The sequence below is a fragment of the Halobacillus sp. B23F22_1 genome (assembly GCF_043497005.1).
GTDB lineage: Bacteria > Bacillota > Bacilli > Bacillales > Halobacillaceae > Halobacillus_A.
This window is the reverse complement of the sequence record NZ_JBIEKE010000004.1, coordinates 175567-193070: the sequence shown is the minus strand read 5'-3', so window position 1 is coordinate 193070 and position 17504 is coordinate 175567. Positions and strand designations below refer to the sequence as shown.

General features: G+C 40.2%; 17 protein-coding genes. 8 read left to right on the top strand and 9 right to left on the bottom strand.

The genetic code is table 11. The features are described 5' to 3' along the window. Positions 1–143: 143 nt before the first annotated feature. A complete protein-coding gene (gene glmS, locus ACGTNH_RS19940) occupies positions 144–1943 on the top strand; it encodes a glutamine--fructose-6-phosphate transaminase (isomerizing) (RefSeq protein ID WP_394588794.1) in 1800 nt (599 codons plus the stop codon). A 196-nt stretch (positions 1944–2139) separates the two neighbouring features. On the opposite strand, the gene ACGTNH_RS19935 is transcribed toward glmS, so the two are convergent. The 3 genes from ACGTNH_RS19935 to ACGTNH_RS19925 form a co-directional block, all read right to left on the bottom strand. After that, a complete protein-coding gene (locus tag ACGTNH_RS19935; RefSeq protein WP_394588793.1) occupies positions 2140–3141 on the bottom strand; it encodes an NAD-dependent epimerase in 1002 nt (333 codons plus the stop codon). Between the two features lie 113 nt (positions 3142–3254). Next, complete coding sequence (locus ACGTNH_RS19930) at positions 3255–4292, bottom strand: glucose-1-phosphate thymidylyltransferase (RefSeq protein ID WP_394588789.1); 1038 nt, start codon at positions 4290–4292, stop codon at positions 3255–3257. 20 nt (positions 4293–4312) lie between these two features. After that, positions 4313–5605, bottom strand: a complete 1293-nt coding sequence (locus ACGTNH_RS19925; protein ID WP_394588787.1) for a UDP-glucose dehydrogenase family protein — start codon at positions 5603–5605, stop codon at positions 4313–4315. Positions 5606–5772: 167 nt separating this feature from the next. On the opposite strand from ACGTNH_RS19925, the gene ACGTNH_RS19920 reads away from it, so the two are divergent. Both ACGTNH_RS19920 and ACGTNH_RS19915 read left to right on the top strand, forming a co-directional pair. After that, positions 5773–6885, top strand: coding sequence for a CotS family spore coat protein (locus tag ACGTNH_RS19920; protein ID WP_394588786.1), 1113 nt, complete (start codon positions 5773–5775; stop codon positions 6883–6885). Continuing rightward, entirely contained in the window at positions 6882–8264 is a 1383-nt protein-coding gene (locus tag ACGTNH_RS19915) for a glycosyltransferase family 4 protein (protein WP_394588785.1), read from the top strand. Before ACGTNH_RS19920 ends, ACGTNH_RS19915 begins: the two co-directional genes overlap by 4 nt. A gap of 189 nt (positions 8265–8453) precedes the next feature. Here the strand turns inward: ACGTNH_RS19915 and ACGTNH_RS19910 are convergent, their stop codons facing one another. Further along, complete coding sequence (locus ACGTNH_RS19910) at positions 8454–9419, bottom strand: L-lactate dehydrogenase (protein ID WP_394588816.1); 966 nt, start codon at positions 9417–9419, stop codon at positions 8454–8456. Positions 9420–9656: 237 nt separating this feature from the next. On the opposite strand from ACGTNH_RS19910, the gene ACGTNH_RS19905 reads away from it, so the two are divergent. Continuing rightward, the gene (locus ACGTNH_RS19905; protein ID WP_229735425.1) at positions 9657–9758 is read left to right on the top strand and encodes a putative holin-like toxin; all 102 of its coding nucleotides are present in this window, start codon (positions 9657–9659) and stop codon (positions 9756–9758) included. Positions 9759–9928: 170 nt separating this feature from the next. Here ACGTNH_RS19905 and ACGTNH_RS19900 read toward each other — a convergent pair whose 3' ends face one another. The 4 genes from ACGTNH_RS19900 to ACGTNH_RS19885 all read right to left on the bottom strand — a co-directional run bounded on the left by ACGTNH_RS19900 (position 9929) and on the right by ACGTNH_RS19885 (position 12879). Continuing rightward, positions 9929–10540, bottom strand: a complete 612-nt coding sequence (locus tag ACGTNH_RS19900) for a class I SAM-dependent methyltransferase (protein WP_394588784.1) — start codon at positions 10538–10540, stop codon at positions 9929–9931. A gap of 175 nt (positions 10541–10715) precedes the next feature. Further along, positions 10716–11138 (bottom strand): universal stress protein, encoded by a 423-nt coding sequence (locus tag ACGTNH_RS19895; protein ID WP_394588783.1) that lies wholly within the window; start codon positions 11136–11138, stop codon positions 10716–10718. 22 nt (positions 11139–11160) lie between these two features. Then, positions 11161–12621 (bottom strand): SulP family inorganic anion transporter, encoded by a 1461-nt coding sequence (locus tag ACGTNH_RS19890; protein ID WP_394588782.1) that lies wholly within the window; start codon positions 12619–12621, stop codon positions 11161–11163. Between the two features lie 75 nt (positions 12622–12696). Continuing rightward, a complete protein-coding gene (locus ACGTNH_RS19885) occupies positions 12697–12879 on the bottom strand; it encodes a helix-turn-helix domain-containing protein (protein WP_394588781.1) in 183 nt (60 codons plus the stop codon). A gap of 300 nt (positions 12880–13179) precedes the next feature. Here ACGTNH_RS19885 and ACGTNH_RS19880 point away from each other — a divergent pair, with 300 nt between their 5' ends. Next, on the top strand, positions 13180–13368 hold the full coding sequence (locus tag ACGTNH_RS19880; protein ID WP_394588780.1) for a helix-turn-helix domain-containing protein: 189 nt from the start codon (positions 13180–13182) through the stop codon (positions 13366–13368). 769 nt (positions 13369–14137) lie between these two features. On the opposite strand, the gene ACGTNH_RS19875 is transcribed toward ACGTNH_RS19880, so the two are convergent. Next, entirely contained in the window at positions 14138–14509 is a 372-nt protein-coding gene (locus ACGTNH_RS19875; RefSeq protein WP_394588779.1) for a hypothetical protein, read from the bottom strand. A gap of 142 nt (positions 14510–14651) precedes the next feature. On the opposite strand from ACGTNH_RS19875, the gene ACGTNH_RS19870 reads away from it, so the two are divergent. The 3 genes from ACGTNH_RS19870 to ACGTNH_RS19860 all read left to right on the top strand — a co-directional run bounded on the left by ACGTNH_RS19870 (position 14652) and on the right by ACGTNH_RS19860 (position 17372). Further along, positions 14652–15605: an MBL fold metallo-hydrolase gene (locus ACGTNH_RS19870; RefSeq protein WP_394588778.1), complete on the top strand. Its 954-nt coding sequence runs from the start codon at positions 14652–14654 to the stop codon at positions 15603–15605. Continuing rightward, a complete protein-coding gene (locus ACGTNH_RS19865) occupies positions 15602–16033 on the top strand; it encodes a VOC family protein (protein WP_394588777.1) in 432 nt (143 codons plus the stop codon). Before ACGTNH_RS19870 ends, ACGTNH_RS19865 begins: the two co-directional genes overlap by 4 nt. Positions 16034–16364: 331 nt before the next feature. Then, positions 16365–17372 (top strand): Gfo/Idh/MocA family protein, encoded by a 1008-nt coding sequence (locus tag ACGTNH_RS19860; protein ID WP_394588776.1) that lies wholly within the window; start codon positions 16365–16367, stop codon positions 17370–17372. The last annotated feature ends 132 nt before the right edge of the window (positions 17373–17504 follow it).

Genomic DNA, 17504 nt, shown 5'->3' with positions numbered 1-17504 from the left:
CAAAGAGGCGACTCTTTGACCAAATCGTGCAAACAAAGTGTCTAAATAAAAAAACGTGAACGGGAAAGGGGCAAATAACGGCCCCTGCTAAGTTTAGTATGTTCGTTGTTTGCTCCTTTCTTGAATTTAGGAGGAAAACAATTATGTGTGGAATTGTAGGATATATCGGACAAGAAGATACGAAAGAGATTTTATTAAATGGTTTAGAAAAGCTTGAATACAGAGGGTATGACTCTGCAGGAATTGCCACTTTAAATGGCGGTGTAAAGGTTTCTAAAGTAAAAGGCCGTATTGCCACCTTACGAGAAGCTGTAGATGAAAATGTTCACTCTACTCTAGGAATCGGGCACACGCGCTGGGCAACCCATGGGGCGCCTAGTGAAGAAAATGCTCACCCTCACCAAAGTGTCTCCGGCCGTTTTACAATCGTTCATAACGGTGTAATTGAAAATTACCTGGATGTTAAGAATGATTACCTCTCTAATGTAGAAATGAAGAGTGAAACAGATACGGAAATCATCGTTCAATTGATTGAAGTTTTAAACGAGGAACTTCAGGATGTTGCCTCTGCTTTCCGTAAAGCAGTAGACCTTCTTACAGGATCTTATGCAATTGCTCTTATCGATGCTGAGAATGAAGATACGATTTATGTTGCAAAAAATAAAAGCCCGTTACTAGTAGGACTGGGCGATAAATTCAACGCCGTAGCTAGTGACTCCATGGCTGCTCTGCACGTGACTGATCAGTTCTTAGAGCTAATGGATAAAGAAACTGTGCTATTACGCCGCGATGAAGTTATTATCCAATCTCCGGACGGGGAAAGAGTATCTCGTGAGCCATTCACTGCTGAGATTGACTCAACTGATATTGAAAAGGGAACATACCCTCATTTCATGCTTAAAGAAATAGATGAGCAACCATTTGTTATTCGTAAAATCATCCAGGAATATCAGAACGAAAATGATGAAATTAAATTAGACCCTGAAATTCGTGAAGCGATGAAGTATTGTGACCGTATTTATATCATTGCAGCGGGCACAAGTTATCATGCCGGACTTTTAGGTAAACAATTTATTGAAAAAATGGCGTCCATCCCGGTAGAAGTGCACGTGGCTAGTGAGTTCTCTTATAACATGCCACTGCTTTCAGAAAAACCATTATTCGTCTATATTTCACAAAGCGGCGAGACGGCAGACAGTCGTTCCGTACTTGTTCAAACAAAAGAACTTGGTCATCCAGCACTGACAATTACGAATGTGCCTGGATCCACCCTTTCCCGTGAAGCTGATTATACAATGCACTTGCATGCCGGGCCTGAAATCGCTGTAGCTTCAACAAAAGCTTATACTGCACAAATGGCTGTACTTGCCATTCTAGCTGTAGATACAGCCCGAGCTAAAGGTCTGGAGTTAGACTTTGATCCAATGCAGGAGCTGGGTATTGTAGCAAACGCTATGGAAGCTTTAACTGATCAAAAAGAAGATATTGAACAGCTTGCAAGTGATTACTTGCAGACCACACGCAACTGCTTCTTTATCGGTCGAGGCATTGATTATTATGTAGGGCTTGAAGGCTCATTAAAATTAAAAGAAATCTCTTATATCCAAGCAGAAGGATTTGCCGGAGGAGAATTGAAGCACGGTACTATTGCTTTAATTGAAGAAGGTACACCTGTTATTGCACTTGCGACACAGAAGAATGTAAACTATTCGATTCGAGGAAATGTGCAAGAAGTAGAAGCTCGTGGAGCAAACAGCATGATTATCAGTATGAAAGGTCTGAATAAGGAAGGCGATGCTTTCGTTATTCCACATGTTCATGACTTGCTGACTCCCCTAGTATCCGTGGTTCCATTACAGCTAGTATCTTACTATGCGGCTCTTCATCGTGATTGTGATGTTGATAAGCCTCGTAACTTAGCGAAAAGTGTAACGGTTGAATAAAAAAATTGAGCCAGAAGCGGATTCCCGCTTCTGGCTTTTTGCTATTGGTGCTTAGATGCCAATCATTCGAATGGCATATAAAGCCAAGTCATTAGCGTAGTCAAATTCTATTTAAAATAAATAATCCGAGCTGGTTTTTACTGGATTACTCGGATTAGTTTTATGCCTTATTCAGTTTAGCTCCAGCCGGCATTTTTTAAATTCCGTAATACGCTTTATACCAATCAACAAACTTTCCGACACCCTCTTCGATCGAAGTCCTCGGCTGATATCCTATCTCACGTGTGAGTTCATCGACATTTGCATAAGTAGCGATGACATCCCCTTTTTGCATAGGAAGAAACTGTTTTTGAGCTTTGATCCCAAGCTTATTTTCAATGGCTGTAATAAAGTCAAGCAGCTTCACAGGTTTACTATTCCCCATGTTATAGATGCGGTAGGGGGCAGCGCCTCTGCTGGGATCAGGAGCATCTCCTCTCCAATTTGGATCGGGTATAGGCTTTTTTCGGGTTAATCGAATGATGCCTTCGACAATGTCATCGATATAAGTGAAGTCTCTTTCCATCTCCCCCTGGTTGTAAACATGAATAGGTTTACCTTCTATAATAGCTTTTGTAAACGTAAATAAAGCCATATCTGGACGTCCCCATGGGCCATACACGGTAAAGAAACGAAGCCCTGTCGTAGGCAAATTGTATAGGTGGCTGTACGTATGGGCCATTAGTTCGTTTGCCTTCTTCGTCGCTGCATACAAGCTTACAGGATGATCCACATGATCTTGCACAGAGAATGGCATTTTTGTGTTAGCTCCGTACACAGAACTGGAAGAAGCGTAAATGAGTTGTTCCACGTGTTGATGACGGCAAGCTTCTAGTATATTTAAGAAACCTGTTATATTTGAGTCAATGTAAGCCTGGGGATTCTCAAGACTGTATCGTACGCCGGCTTGGGCAGCGAGGTCAATAACGAAAGAAGGCTGATGTTTTTTAAAAAGTTCTACTAATTCATCATGGTTTGATCGGTCGACTTGTTTAAATATAAAGTTTTCATCTTGTAGCCACATCAAACGATCTTTCTTTAATTGAAGGTCGTAATACGTGTTTAGGTTATCAATTCCAAGAACATCCTTGCCTTCTTGAAGCAGCCGTTTAGCTACGTGTGCACCAATAAAACCAGCTGCACCTGTTAGTAAAATCATCTTGTCACCTCTCACGTGCAATCGTGATACCTTAACCGTAATGTATGCATATGTAAGTCATAGAGTTCATAGGGAAAAGCTATGAACCCTCATGGGTATTCATAGCTTTTGAATTAGTTGTCTTTCTTCTTAGGAGAAAAGTTGGAGAAAATGAATGAGGAGTCATCTCCAAACATTCCGTGAATGGAGGGATCTTCCACATCTTCCGTAATGAACTTTGTTTTTTCTCCGAATATACTATCTACAATTTCATAAGGTATGTTCTTAAAGATAGAATCTCTTAGAATAATACTATTCTTAATGCAGCAGTTTTTAATAGTCGTACCCGATTCAACTGAAACATGAGGTCCGATCACCGAATTTTTAATGTTGCATTGTTTTCCGATTTTTACGGGTGGAATAATAGTTGAATTCTTGACTTTATTATGGTTCTTCAGGTCAGGGTCTTGTGCTAACATCCATTGATTAGCTTCTAACCATCTTTCCATTGTTCCTACGTCAAACGTTGGCCGTTCTGCTTTCACATAGTTTACTTTATATTTATGATCAATTAACCACTGGATCGCATCTGTAATTTCATACTCTCCTCGTGCTGAAGGGGCAAGGGCATGAATAGCTTTAAAAATGGTCGGTTTAAAAAGGTACACCCCGATAATAGCGAGATTCGACTTTGGATGGAGTGGTTTTTCTTCTACGTTTGTAATTCGACCTTCTAATATTTCAGCGATTCCGTAATCTTCGGGTCTTGCCACTTTTGTTACCATGACGGTCCCATGCGTGTTTTTCTTTTTACATGCTTCTTTTAAGGGCTCCAGGGACTCGTTTATTAAATTATCCCCGAGAAGAAGTACAAATGAGTCAGTTCCGATAAATCTTTCAGCTTGCTTTACAGCATGGGCTATTCCTCGCTGTTTCTTCTGATAGATGTAATGAAATCGAATATTTTTATTTTTTGTAAGATGTTGTTTAAATACTTCCTTATGATCAGGCTGTATGACAATGCCGATTTCCCGAATCCCTAATTCATATAACATTTCTATACCATAATTAATGACAGGTTTGTTCGCTACAGGGAGCAAAGGTTTTGGTTTTGTATTTGAGAGCGGACGAAGTCTCGTGCCATTACCTGCTGCTAAAATGAGGCCTTTCATAAAATCCTCCTTTCTCGTGTTTATGCGTTGCCTATTCCTTCATAATAGAACCCTAATTGTTTGATTTTTTCTTTATCCAACATGTTTCTCCCATCAAATAAATAGGAACCGTTCATTCGTTCCTTTACTTTCACCCAATTTAAGTCAGCGTATTGTGGCCAGTCAGTACATATAAGAAGGAGGTCAGCTTCTTTCACAGCCACATAAGGGTCCCAGCATTGAGTAACACCTTTCCTTATCCAATCGGTGGATAAAGTCACTGCAGGGTCATGGACATATACTTTTGCGCCTTCTGCGACTAGTTGATTGATGACGGCGAATGAAACAGATTCACGAATGTCATCTGTATGCGGCTTAAAGGATAATCCGAATAAAGTGACTTTTTTGTCCTTTAACAGAGGGTGAGTTCGTTTCACTTTATTTACAAAATATGAAGGTTGAGTACGGTTTATCTTTTCGACCTCTCGTAAAATGGATAATGGATTTCCTAAAGAGTCAGCAGTTGATAATAATTCTTTCACATCTTTCGGAAAGCAGGATCCTCCATAACCGAGTCCTGCTTGCAAAAAGGGAGCTCCAATGCGCTCATCTAATCCCATCCCTTCTGCAACGTCTTTAATTGACACGCCTACGGTGTCACACAACCTTGCGATTTCATTAATAAAAGAAATCTTCGTTGCTAAAAAACCATTCGAGGCGTACTTAATTATTTCGGCAGCCTTTGTGGAAGTAGTTAAAATCGGAGCAGTGGAATTTTTATATAATTCCTTTAGTTTCACGAGGGCTTCAGAGCTTTCGCTTCCAAGTACAATACGACTCGGATGAAGAGCGTCATTTAATGCGCTTCCTTCTCTTAAGAACTCTGGATTCATAGCAGTATGAACAGAAGCTTCATTATTACTGTATTCATAAATCCACTTCTCCATCTCATCCGTTGTGCCGATAGGAACCGTGCTTTTTACAACAACTAATTTCTCTTTGTTTTTATATCGTCCGATCATTTCCGCTGCCTGTCTAATGTAGGATAAATCGGCTTTTCCATTTTCTAAAGAAGGAGTTCCTACAGTGATAAAAATGATGTCATGATCTTTTACAGCTGTTTCTGGATCGCAAGTAAAAGAAAGGTTATTTTTTTTAATTTGAGAAGACAGCATTTCTTGCAAGCCCGGCTCGTGAAAGTATAGTTTTCCTTTATTTAATAATGCTATCTTCATTTGATCTATATCCAACCCTGTGACTTTATGACCTTGATGAGCGAAGACCGCTCCAGTAGTTGTTCCTACATACCCCATCCCAATAATTAAAATTTTCATAACAGATTCTCCTCTTAACATAACGAACCGTTCTATTACTACTGTATTTAAAATCCTTAAATAAGTAACGGCAAATTCCAAAGGAGTAAGAAAAAAATTCATTGATTCAACTTCCCAAACAAAATACGAGGAAGTGAATAAAATAGGTATACTATGGAGGTGAAAAAATGAAGGATGAAATCATGATTAAACCATGGCTGGATGAAGAAGGACTAGAAGAATTAGAAGAGTTGTATGTACCTGAATATATTGAAGACATCGGCCGAGAGGTTCTCAAGTATTATGACTTTAACACTCATGGAATGACGGTTATGGCTACGAAAGACGAAAAAGGAGGGGCTATCTGGAGGATTGACACAGATAAAGGTCCTTTTAGTCTAAAGCTATTACACCGGAGGCCGACGCATAGTAAGTTCAGTCTGGGGGCACAAGAATATTTAGTGCATGAGCAGAAGATGAGAGTTCCCGCTATTATTCCTACGAAGGATGGCGAGAAATACGTGAAAATGGGCGGGAAATTATGGTTTGTTGCCGATTGGATCGAATCACTTCATCAGCTCCCACAGGATTTAGAAGGAACAAAGGAGCTGTGTACGGCTTTGGGAGAGTTTCACAGGTTAACGAAAGGGTACGTCCCTCCTGAAGATGCTGAAGTAGTATCCAGGCTTCATCGATGGCCAAGAACATATGAACGTATGGAGAAGAAGATGGATTGGTTCAGGGATATCGTTCATGCTTATAGTGAGATGCCTGCAAGCTCTACTATACTCTCTGTGCTTGACATGTTTCAGGAACAGGTTCGAGAAGGGCGTCAACGGTTAGAAAATTCAAGGTATGAAGAAATTGTCGCTAAAGGAAACGAGGTGGCTGGGCTAGTTCACCAGGATTATGGCTGGTCCAACGCTCAGATGGCTGACGATGGTATGTGGATTATTGACTTGGATGGGGTTTCTTATGATATTACGATTCGTGACTTACGTAAACTGATAATTGACCGAATGCACGCGAATGGAGAATGGGATATTCATTGGATCAGGGAAATGCTTGCCGCCTATGAAGAATCCCTTCCTATTACAGATGAAGTTTACGAAATGCTGTTAATCGATTTATCCCTGCCAAACCTCTTTTATAAAAATATAAAGTATATGGTTTACTCGCCTGCTGAATTTTTAAATGAGGAACTTGAGTTAGAGGTCCAGTCTATTATTAAGCTGGAGGAACAAAAATGGGTCGTTTTAGAAGAATTAGCTAATGATCGAAATGGAGGTGTTTCAATATGAAGGTATTAATCATTTGTACAGAAAAGCTCCCTGTACCTGCGATCCGCGGAGGTGCTATTCAAACCTATATTGATGGGGCAGTTCCTGTCCTGAAAAAAGAGCACGATATTACCATTTTATGTAGAAGTGATGAAGAACTACCGGCAGAAGAGACGAGAGATGGCCTTCGTTACGTCCGTGTAGAAGGCGGGCTTTTAGAGGTCTACCGGGAGCACGTCCTTCATTTCCTACAATCTACAGACGAAGTATATGATCTTATTCACATCTTTAACAGGCCGCGTTTAGTGAGTGGTGTTAGAGAGTTGGCCCCAGATGCTAAGATTGTACTAAGCATGCACAATGACATGTTTAAACCTGAAAAAATTGACCGGGAAGAAGGGGCTCAAGCGGTTCAAAAGGTAGATAAGATTATTACCATTAGTAACTATATAGGCGAGACGATAAAAGGCTTCTATCCGGAGGCAGCGCCTAAGCTGCAGACCATTTATTCTGGTGTAGATTTAGAACGGTTCGCTCCCTCATATTCCAGCAGCGCCCGCCAGATGAGGAATAAAATAAGAGAAGAAAATGGGTTATCTTCTAAGAAAGTTATATTATACGCTGGAAGGCTTTCTCCAAATAAGGGAATTGATGTTTTAGTTCGAGCGATTCCCGAGTTAGCCAAAAAGCATGATGATATTGCGCTCGTCATTATGGGAAGTAAATGGTTTAGTGATAACTCAATAACTGACTATATTGCATATGTTCGCGCCCTCGCTGAGCGTCTGCCGATTCCTGTCATTCAAACAGGGTATGTGTCCGCTGATAAAATCCAAGAATGGTTCGCAGCTTCTGATATTTTTGTTTGTACTTCTAGATGGCAGGAACCTTTAGCTCGAGTTCACTATGAAGCTATGGCTGCAGCTATTCCAATTGTTACGACAAATCGCGGTGGAAATACGGAAGTAATGGAGTCGCATAAAAATGGGTTAATTGTAGAGGATCCTGAAAGTACAGATGAATTTGTGAAGCATTTGTCCTATTTGCTTTCTCATCCAGAGAAACGGGAGGAGATGGGAAGGTATGGGCGCTCCCTGGCAGAAAAACATTATACTTGGGATCGAGTTGTTTCTGATATTCGTCAAGTATGGCTGCAAGTGGAAAGGTCTGAGCAAATGCCAGTTTCTTTAAACGAAGATGTGATCGTTGAGGAACAAGGTACCGAAGAAATAACGGAAGTAAGTACAGAGCCTGCATTTGAAAGCTTAGAAGTACCTGTAGAAATCGAAGAATCTATACAAGAGCCTACTTTTTCTTTCAACTTGAAGAACAAAGAAAATGCAGCTAATATTGTACTATTATTAGCTTTATTCTATATGAGAGAGAAAAAGTGGATTTAATTATAAAATAGTGATTTTTCGTTATGAAAAGAGACTGGGCGATAAGTAAAGCAATGATGTCAAAAAACGAATACTCGCATGACGGAGCGGTGGTGTGGAGTTTCATTAACTTAAATAATCCGAACCGATTTCTCGAGAATCGTTCGGATTATTTTTATGCTTTATGCAGTAATGTCCCAGTCTCTTAATTTATTGTGTTATTTTTTCAAGGGCTGGATTCATTGTCTCTTTTAATGTTTTTACACTATGACGTAATTGCTGTTGTTCTACATCAGAGAGTTCCATTTCAAGAACTTTCTCCACACCTCGGCGATTGACGACGGTAGGAACACCAACATATACGTCTTTTTCTCCATATTCTCCATCAAGATACGTACTTACTGTCAAAATACTGTTCTCATTACCAAGAATAGCTTTTGTAATACGAACCAGACTCATTGCGATACCATAATGGGTGGCCCCTTTTTTCTGAATGATTTGATAAGCGGCATCTCGCACATCTTCAAATAAATGCTCAAGATCTTCCGTGGTGTAGGAATCGTTCGTTTTTATATATTTAGTTACGGGGACCCCGCCAATGGTAGCGTGACTCCAAACTGGAAGCTCGGTATCCCCATGCTCACCAATGATATAAGCGTGAACGTTTTGTGTGGCTACGTTAAAGTAATCGCTTAACATGAAGCGGAAGCGTGCCGTATCTAATGTTGTGCCGCTTCCAATAACTCTTTCTTTAGGAAGTCCGCTAAATACTTGAGTAGCATGTGTTAAAATATCAACAGGGTTTGTTGCAATTAAGAAAATTCCATCGAACTTGTTCTCCATAACATGATCTACAATAGTTTTAAAAATTTTCATGGTCTTCTCGACTAGGTCAAGGCGTGTTTCCCCAGGTTTTTGATTAGCTCCTGCACAAATACAAACAATATCAGCATCTTCGCAGTCTTTGTACTCTCCATACCATGTATTTGTTGAAGAAGGAGCGAAAGCTTTCCCATGATTTAAGTCCATTGCATCACCGATTGCTTTTTCTTTGTCCAAATCAATAATAACCAATTCTTCCGTTACGGCCTGGTTGATTAGGGCAAAAGCATAGCTGCTTCCGACTAATCCTGCACCAATCAAAACAACTCGGTTTACTTTTTCTTTTTTATTCATGTTCATAGTACTCACTCCTAATTTTAGGTGGAAAAGTATAATGTGAATTACTTCACAATTATATTGTGCAACACTTCACAAACTAATGCAAGAGTTTTTTGATTATTTCTATGTAATTACATTAATCAGGAACATATGTTCTGTTTTGTGGTGGGATCTATCTTTATTCTATGGTACAATTAATAATAGATAATGTTCTTTTAGGGTGGTCGGCTAACCCCACGATAGAAGGGGGTGATGCCTATTAGCGTGTATGAGGTTATGATGGTGCTGTTTTCATTTGGTACGCTGCTCATTGCTTTACTCGCTTTGATCATTGAATTGATCAATAAAAAATAGACCTCCCTATTAACCTGCAAGTTGATTGGGTGAGGTCTATTCTCAACGAATAGCTGATCCCCTGGGGAATCATTATCTGCGGGTCGCAGTGGCAGCTGCGACCTTTTTATTTTATGTTTTTCTTATCTCCATCATACCATCGTTGATCCTTTTTTACCACAAGAGAGGCCTTACTTCCTGCAAACGGCCACACCTAGTGGGTAATAAAGACCTTCACGAGGAGGTTCTATTGTTACTCCGTTTTGATAAAAAAGTTCTACTTTAGAAAAATCATTAAACAATCCTTTAAATTCTTCTTCAGTCATTTGAAAATAATGAAAAGGGGAACCGCTCGGATGATCCATCCCTTGACCGAAGGGCGTAGAGAGAACCAAGGTGCCGCCAGGGGCTAAAAGGTTATAGATATGATTCATAAATGTCTGAACGCTGGGAACGTGTTCAATCGTTTCAAAGCTGACAATTGTATCAAATTGCCCGACGCTTCTTACCCACCTCTCATCCATGATATCTCCAACCTGCAGAGAAAGAAGAGGATGATAATAATTATGGATAGCGTATTGAATTGTTTGTTCACAAATGTCTACTCCGAGAAATTCACTGATGTGCTTTTTTTTCTTTTTTGCAAGGTGAGCTGCTCCATAACCAACCCCGCAAGCAATGTCGAGAACTCTGCCCTCTACGTAGGGTTCAGAGAAGTGGTAACGGGCAATATGTTCAAGGAGAAGCCCATTCATTGGGTCCATCTCTTTAGGAATCACGCGCTCTCCTGTATCTTCCAGCATAAAAAGTCACCGCTTTTTGTATTTGATTTATTTAAACTATTATACCATACAAGGTGTTTCTCAATTTATTAGCAAAAGAAGCGACAGTAATACATAAGGCGATGGCTTTTTAATGGTCTAGGCAAACTGTAGATATTTATTAAATAGAGCGACATGCAGCGCCCAGACACTTGCATTATTTAACAACCATAACGGGGGCTTTAATATATTTCATTAACTTATGACTGACGCTGCCTAATATTAAGGTCTGCAGCTTATTGCGTCCCCGACTGCCTACCACTACACAATCGTAGCTTCGGTCATTCGCATATTCAATTATCGCTTCGGCTGGTTCTCCGTGTAATATAGTAATATCAGATTTTATCCCTGAAGCTTCAATCTCTTGAATAACTTCATAGAATTTTTCTTTTCTTTTCAATGTTGCCGTACTGGAGTCTCCATGCTTAAGAATATCTTCTTTAGAAGTGTCTCCATCGACAGCGTACACAAGTTCTAAGGTAACTTGCTCTTTATAGGGTGAGACCATTTGGATGGATTGTTCAATTGCACGCTTAGAGTGAGCTGAACCGTCCGTAGCAAGTAGAATATTAGTAAACATACGCGAACTCCTTTTTTATTTTTTAGTGACCGGCTCCTTTAGAAACACCGCCTAAACGGTTTAGCAATCGATTGCTCTCGCCATTTAACCCTTTAAAGTGAACCTGTATCCCTCGTTGTTCAAACTTAGCTTCAATGTTATCAAGGGCGCCTATTGCTGAATCATCCCAAAGGTGTGACTGGGTGAGGTCAATTTCCACTATATCTACATTATCTTTGAAGTTAATAGAAGAAACAAAATCGGTAACAGAGGCAAAGAATAACTGTCCTTGTACATAATATATTTTTTTGCTTCCTTCGTTTACATAGAGTGGTAAAACACGTACTTTGGAAATCTTTACAGCGAAGAAAACCATGCTTAAGACTACTCCTGCTAATACGCCATACGCTAAGTTATGTGTATAAACGACAGTAGCTACTGTAACCACCATCACAGCGGCATCGGTTTTTGGAACAAGGTGGAGGTTACGCAGCGAGCTCCAATCAAACGTACCAATGGAAACCATAATCATTACTCCTGCTAGTGCAGCCATAGGGATTTGTACGACAACATTCCCTAGAGCAATAATGAGAAACATTAAAAATACACCGGCAACTAAAGCAGATAAACGGCCTCTTCCGCCTGATTTTACATTGATGACAGACTGTCCAATCATGGCACAGCCTGCCATTCCCCCGAAGAATCCGGCGACAATGTTTGATATCCCTTGTCCACGACTTTCCTGATCCTTGTTACTCTCAGTGTCTGTCATGTCATCAACGATGGATGCAGTTAGAAGAGATTCCAGCAGTCCTACAATCGTTAAGGCAAGGGCGTAAGGCAAAATGATCATAAAAGTCTCCATATTTAACGGAATATTAGGTAATGCAAATAACGGCAAAGTTTGGCTGAGGTTCCCCATGTCCCCTACATTACGCACCCCTGCATTCATGTAAATGGCTATAAAAGAAACCACTACAATAGCGACAAGCGGTGAAGGTACCGATTTTGTTAGTAACGGAAATAAATAAATAATAGCTAGTGTAAGTCCGACTAGGACATAAATAATCCAGGATTCGTTCACAAAGTGCTGCAGTTGAGAGGTGAAGATTAAGATAGCTAATGCATTCACAAATCCAACCATAACAGATCTAGGAATAAACTTCATAAAGCGAGCAAGCTTGAATACGCCAAATATAATTTGGAATATCCCTGTTAGTATAGTTGCTGCGAGCATGTATTCTAAGCCATGCTCTGCAACGAGCGTAATCATAACAAGTGCCATTGCGCCTGTTGCGGCAGAAATCATTCCTGGACGTCCGCCTACAAAAGCAATGACGACAGAGATACAAAAGGAAGCGTATAAGCCGACCATAGGGTCTACGCCTGCGATAATGGAAAAGGCGATTGCTTCTGGAATTAATGCTAATGCTACTACAATTCCTGCTAAAATATCTCCTTTTACATTACCGAACCATTGTTCTTTTAATGATGATGTAAACATTGCAAACCTCTTTCTTTATTATATTTTTAGATTGCTGACTTTCACAGCAATCAAGTTTTATTTACAATTAAAAATTTATAATCGCTCTCCGTTTTTCAATCGTTCGATACAGGCATGTAAATCGTCTTTCTTCACACGCCAGTGGCTGCCGATCTTAAAAGCTGGGATCGTACCTTTTTGGACTAATTTATAAGTTGTCATTTCACTTAACTGTAAGTATTCCGCCACTTGGGCTACCGTCATTATTTCTCGCTGCATGTTACCCCTCCAAATGCTTTACTCACTCTTATTATCTATTTTAAATAACGATTGAATAAAGCGTTAATAAATAGAGTAATTTATAATTTGTTATAACAGACTATAATAGATTATAAGAAAATACAGTGGAATGCAATGCCTTTATAAATTGATTCAGTGACGTTTAATAGAGTAGATATTGTTATTTAAACAAAGGTAACGCTTACAAAAGAGTTGAAAATATTTTTACCCAGTGAGTTGTTATCCGTCTAGTTACCATTTAAACTAGCAGTAAGTCTAATACGTTAAAGGAAGATTTAGTTGGAGGAAGAGCGTGAAATTTTAACAATCTCTCAAGTCGCTGACTATTTGCAGATTAGTGAAATGACGACATACAAGCTTGTTCAAAATGGAAAAATACCTGGTTTTAAAATTGGACGTCATTGGAGAGTGAAGCTTGTGGATTTGAGGGAACACCTTTCAAAATTGGAGCACGGTGATCATATATAAAAAACGGCCTCCTCGGAGGCCGTTTCAGGCTGTTGAGAAAATCTTCGTCAGCCTGATTTTTTCTGATTTCTTTTATTTTATGGATTTATCGTATGAAAAAAGAAGTTTGAGCGGAGCTCTGCAGATGTAAAAGAACTGACGTTTGTGTGGAAAAGAGAAAGTGAATGAACAGGCGCTGTTGACGGCTGCCTGCCAGAACATGAAAAAGGCTGTCCTCCATCTAGCCAGGGTGTGAGCCAGGTGAAGGAGAGTCTATTTCTATCTTAAAGAAATTCCAAGGAGTTAGTCCCCCTTCACTCCTGCGGAAGAACGAGTGAGCCGAGGCTACTGAAAAACTAAAGGTCGATGAAATAGAATTAAAAAAGCGTCCTGTGTGGAATTTAATTTCCACACAGGACGCTTTTCTTCTAACTATTAAGAGTTTTGTACCTTCTATTCCTACATAAGTTTAACGATTCGTTTTCATAGTAGTGATTTAGCCAGACAACGTATAGATGGGTTTTAGATTGATCTCATTTGATGACACGAGGAGCGTTCGCGGATGACAGCGCGAGCCGAAGATCCACTTGGTCAAGTGATCTTATTGACCAAGTTAGCTGAGGCCGTGCCCGCGGCAAGCATCCAGCGACAAGCGATTCGTGACGTTCTTTAAGATTAGATAGGACTTAATCAGTGACCTCAAGGGGCTTTTGCTCATGACGACAAGAAAAAAGCTTGAAGAGAAACAGGGGTTTCTCCACAAGCTGAGAGAGGGTATAGACCCTCTCTATTAATAATAAGGATAATACGGGTAATAAGGATAAGGGGCAAAGTACGGATATAATAACAAGGATGTAAGACCAGCTAGGGGTAAGATCGTTCTTCTGAAACGTCTAGCTCTTCTTCTTCCATATCCCCCTCCATATCCTCCGCCATAAAATTGCCTGCTTTCGTCTTCTGCATTCCCGTTCTCATCAACCGTTACATCTTCACTCATGAGCATGGTGACGTTCTCATCGTCAGCATCCAGGATGATGCCATCAAAGGACTGTCCGTCTTCCATCGTGCCCATTACATGATAATATTTATATTTCTGACATTGGTGTTGAGTGGGCTTCATTTGCTGGTGGTATTGGGGATGCATATTTCGGTTTTCTGTCATAGTCATCAACTCCTCAAAATCATGATACGCACCCAGCCCATAAGTGTGACAAATTCAAAATCAGAATTATGTGACATTATTCGTTACATTCCCATCCCATATTTAGTAAACTAGAAGTAAGAATTTAAATGGGGTGATCTGATTGAAGAAAAAAGATCCTGTTAATCTTGGTAACCGGATTCATTTAATTGACGGGTTTGATTTAGGAATACCTGGGCGTACAGGCACCTATGTGATAGAAGCGGAGAATTTAACACTTGTGGAAACAGGACCCAGCCCTTCTGTCCCGCGAATCGTAGAAGGATTGAAGGACTTAGGTTTAGATCCTGAAGATGTTCGTTATTTGATCTTAACGCATATCCACCTGGATCACGCGGGAGGAGCAGGTCTTCTTCTTAAAGAGTGCCCTGATGCCGAAGTTATTGTACATAAAAAAGGGAAACGCCACCTAGCAGATCCTTCTCGTTTAATAAAGGGAGCACGTGCTGTGTATGGGGATTCATTTGACCGATTATTTGATCCAATTTTATCAATTGAGGAAGAAAAGCTTATTGTAAAAGAGGACGGGGATATTCTTGAAATCAGCTCTGATTGTTCGCTGAAGTTCTTTGACACTCCAGGGCACGCTAATCATCATCTCGGTATTTACGATCCAGTTAGTAATGGCATTTTCACAGGGGATACAGCTGGTATTCGCTATCACCAAACGATGGATCATGGAGTGACGTTTTATCTTCCTAGTACTTCACCGAACCAGTTTGATCCTGAAGAAATGAAGCAATCTATTCAACGATTTAGAGATTTAAAAGTCGATCATATCTATTTTGGTCATTTTGGAAAAACAGATGAGCCTGAAGCAGCATTTAACCAGGTGTTGGAGTGGATTCCAAAGTTTATCGAAGCGGGTGAAGACGCTCTGGCAGCTGGAGAAGGAATAGAGGGCGTGAAGAATCGCTTGTATGAAAAAGTGAATGCGTACTTACGGGAGCTCCAAATCCCTGATGATCATCCAGTATACGAAGTTATACAGCTGGATGTCGAGGTTTGTGCTATGGGGCTGTATGATTACTTAAGAAAAAAGGAGAGAAACCGATGAACAGAGTGAATTTAATTACTCTTGGTGTAAAGGATATGGAACGATCGGTTACATTTTACCGAGATCGTCTTGGATTTTCTACTTCCGAAACGGAAGATAACCCTGAAATTATTTTCTTTCATACCCCTGGATCTAAGCTTGCTTTATACCCATTAGATGAGCTCGCAAAGGATATTGATGAGCAGCAGCCTCCGCAGCTAAGCGGATTCTCTGGAATCACATTGGCTTATAATGCCAAATCTGAAAAGGAAGTCGACGACATAATGAGGAAGGCAGAAGCGGCTGGGGCTCGAATTGTAAAGCATCTGGAAAAAGTGTTCTGGGGTGGATACAGCGGCTATTTCACGGATCCTGACGGCTGTTATTGGGAAGTGGCTTATGGGGAAATGTGGGAATTCGATGAGAGTGATATGCTGATTATGGACTAAGGGTGGGATTTCATCGATATAAAAAATTTCCTTACGCTGTTAATAAAAAGTGGACGAAAAAAGGATGGAATTCAGTATTTCCGTATACCTGAAAAGGAAATATGTCCGTTTAGAGGTAGACTATATCACCATAGAAAAGGGAACGCTCATTCCCCGAAAAAGTTTTATTTTAATCGAGTGAAACTGGCAGAAGTAAATGACGTCATACTCTTGAAAATGTAAAACGGCGAGGAACAGGAGAGTTATACAAATTGGTTAAATGCTAAGGAGACGAAAGAATTAAGAATCTCTCTAATAGAGCGGATTAATACATAGCGTAAGGGTGGTCCTAATGATTAAAGTAGCATTATTAAGTAAATGGCACGTACATGCGGTTGATTACGCCAATCAAGCTAAGGAAATAGAGGATGTATCGATTGAGTTGGTTTGGGATGAAAATGAGCAGCGCGGAGAAGAATGGGGGAAAGAGTTAGGTGTAGCCTATGAAGCGGACTTAGAAACTGTGTTATCAAATCCATCGATTGATGGTGTTATTATAACTACTCCTACTGTGGATCATAAGCACATCATTATAGAAGCAGCAAGACATGGAAAACACATCTTTACTGAAAAAGTTTTAGCTTTGACGATAGAGGACTGTGACGACATTCTTTCTGAGGTGGAAAAATCCGGGGTAGAATTAATGATTTCCCTTCCAAGGTTAGTAGAGGATTATTATTTATATGCTCAAAAAGCAATCGACAATGGGTGGCTTGGCCAGTTAACGATGATCCGCTGTCGTGTTGCACATAATGGAGCAGTTGCTACAAGTGAGAATCCTGAAGGCTGGCTGCCTCAACACTTTTATGAACAAGAAAAAACAGGAGGAGGAGCTTTAATTGACCTTGGGGCTCATCCAATTTATTTAGCAAACCGACTTGCAGGTACCCCGCAAGCAGTTACGACTCGTTTACAGTCAGTCTTTCACCCGGGGATCGACGACCAGGCCGCAGCGTTCGTAGAATATGATTCGGGTGTTCTTGGAGTCCTGGAGACAAGCTTTGTCTCCTTTGGAAGTCCTTTTCAGCTGGAGGTTTATGGAACAGAAGGGACTTTACTTATTGAACAGAACACAGTTCGGATGAAGAGCATTCAATTTGAGAGTGATCAGTGGATTTATCCTGAGGATTTACCAGCTCCATTACCAATGCCTATGGAGCAGTGGGTAAAAGCGATTAAAGAAGGATATGAGCCAACGATCACGAAAGAGGATGCTCTTAAATTAACACTCGTTAATCAAGGCGCAGTAAAGTCCCAAGAAAATGAACAGCGAATAGATTTGAGCCAATTAAAACAATAAAGTGAAGCCGTGTCCATGGCAAGAATTCATCGAAAAGTGATTCGTGAAGCTCTGTAAGATTAGATAAAACTTATCTTAAGTATCATCCTTTCTTGACCTATAAATAATCCAAACTGATTTCAATAGAATCGT

Coding starts and splice junctions, on each gene's coding strand:
- ACGTNH_RS19900 (WP_394588784.1), bottom strand. CDS start 10,540: ATGCTGGAAGATACAGGAGAGCGCGTGATTCCTAAAGAGATGGACCCA.
- ACGTNH_RS19895 (WP_394588783.1), bottom strand. CDS start 11,138: ATGTTTACTAATATTCTACTTGCTACGGACGGTTCAGCTCACTCTAAG.
- glmS (WP_394588794.1), top strand. CDS start 144: ATGTGTGGAATTGTAGGATATATCGGACAAGAAGATACGAAAGAGATT.
- ACGTNH_RS19905 (WP_229735425.1), top strand. CDS start 9,657: ATGCCTATTAGCGTGTATGAGGTTATGATGGTGCTGTTTTCATTTGGT.
- ACGTNH_RS19865 (WP_394588777.1), top strand. CDS start 15,602: ATGAACAGAGTGAATTTAATTACTCTTGGTGTAAAGGATATGGAACGA.
- ACGTNH_RS19935 (WP_394588793.1), bottom strand. CDS start 3,141: ATGATTTTACTAACAGGTGCAGCTGGTTTTATTGGTGCACACGTAGCT.
- ACGTNH_RS19910 (WP_394588816.1), bottom strand. CDS start 9,419: ATGAATAAAAAAGAAAAAGTAAACCGAGTTGTTTTGATTGGTGCAGGA.
- ACGTNH_RS19860 (WP_394588776.1), top strand. CDS start 16,365: ATGATTAAAGTAGCATTATTAAGTAAATGGCACGTACATGCGGTTGAT.
- ACGTNH_RS19875 (WP_394588779.1), bottom strand. CDS start 14,509: ATGACAGAAAACCGAAATATGCATCCCCAATACCACCAGCAAATGAAG.
- ACGTNH_RS19915 (WP_394588785.1), top strand. CDS start 6,882: ATGAAGGTATTAATCATTTGTACAGAAAAGCTCCCTGTACCTGCGATC.
- ACGTNH_RS19885 (WP_394588781.1), bottom strand. CDS start 12,879: ATGCAGCGAGAAATAATGACGGTAGCCCAAGTGGCGGAATACTTACAG.
- ACGTNH_RS19930 (WP_394588789.1), bottom strand. CDS start 4,292: ATGAAAGGCCTCATTTTAGCAGCAGGTAATGGCACGAGACTTCGTCCG.
- ACGTNH_RS19920 (WP_394588786.1), top strand. CDS start 5,773: ATGAAGGATGAAATCATGATTAAACCATGGCTGGATGAAGAAGGACTA.
- ACGTNH_RS19925 (WP_394588787.1), bottom strand. CDS start 5,605: ATGAAAATTTTAATTATTGGGATGGGGTATGTAGGAACAACTACTGGA.
- ACGTNH_RS19890 (WP_394588782.1), bottom strand. CDS start 12,621: ATGTTTACATCATCATTAAAAGAACAATGGTTCGGTAATGTAAAAGGA.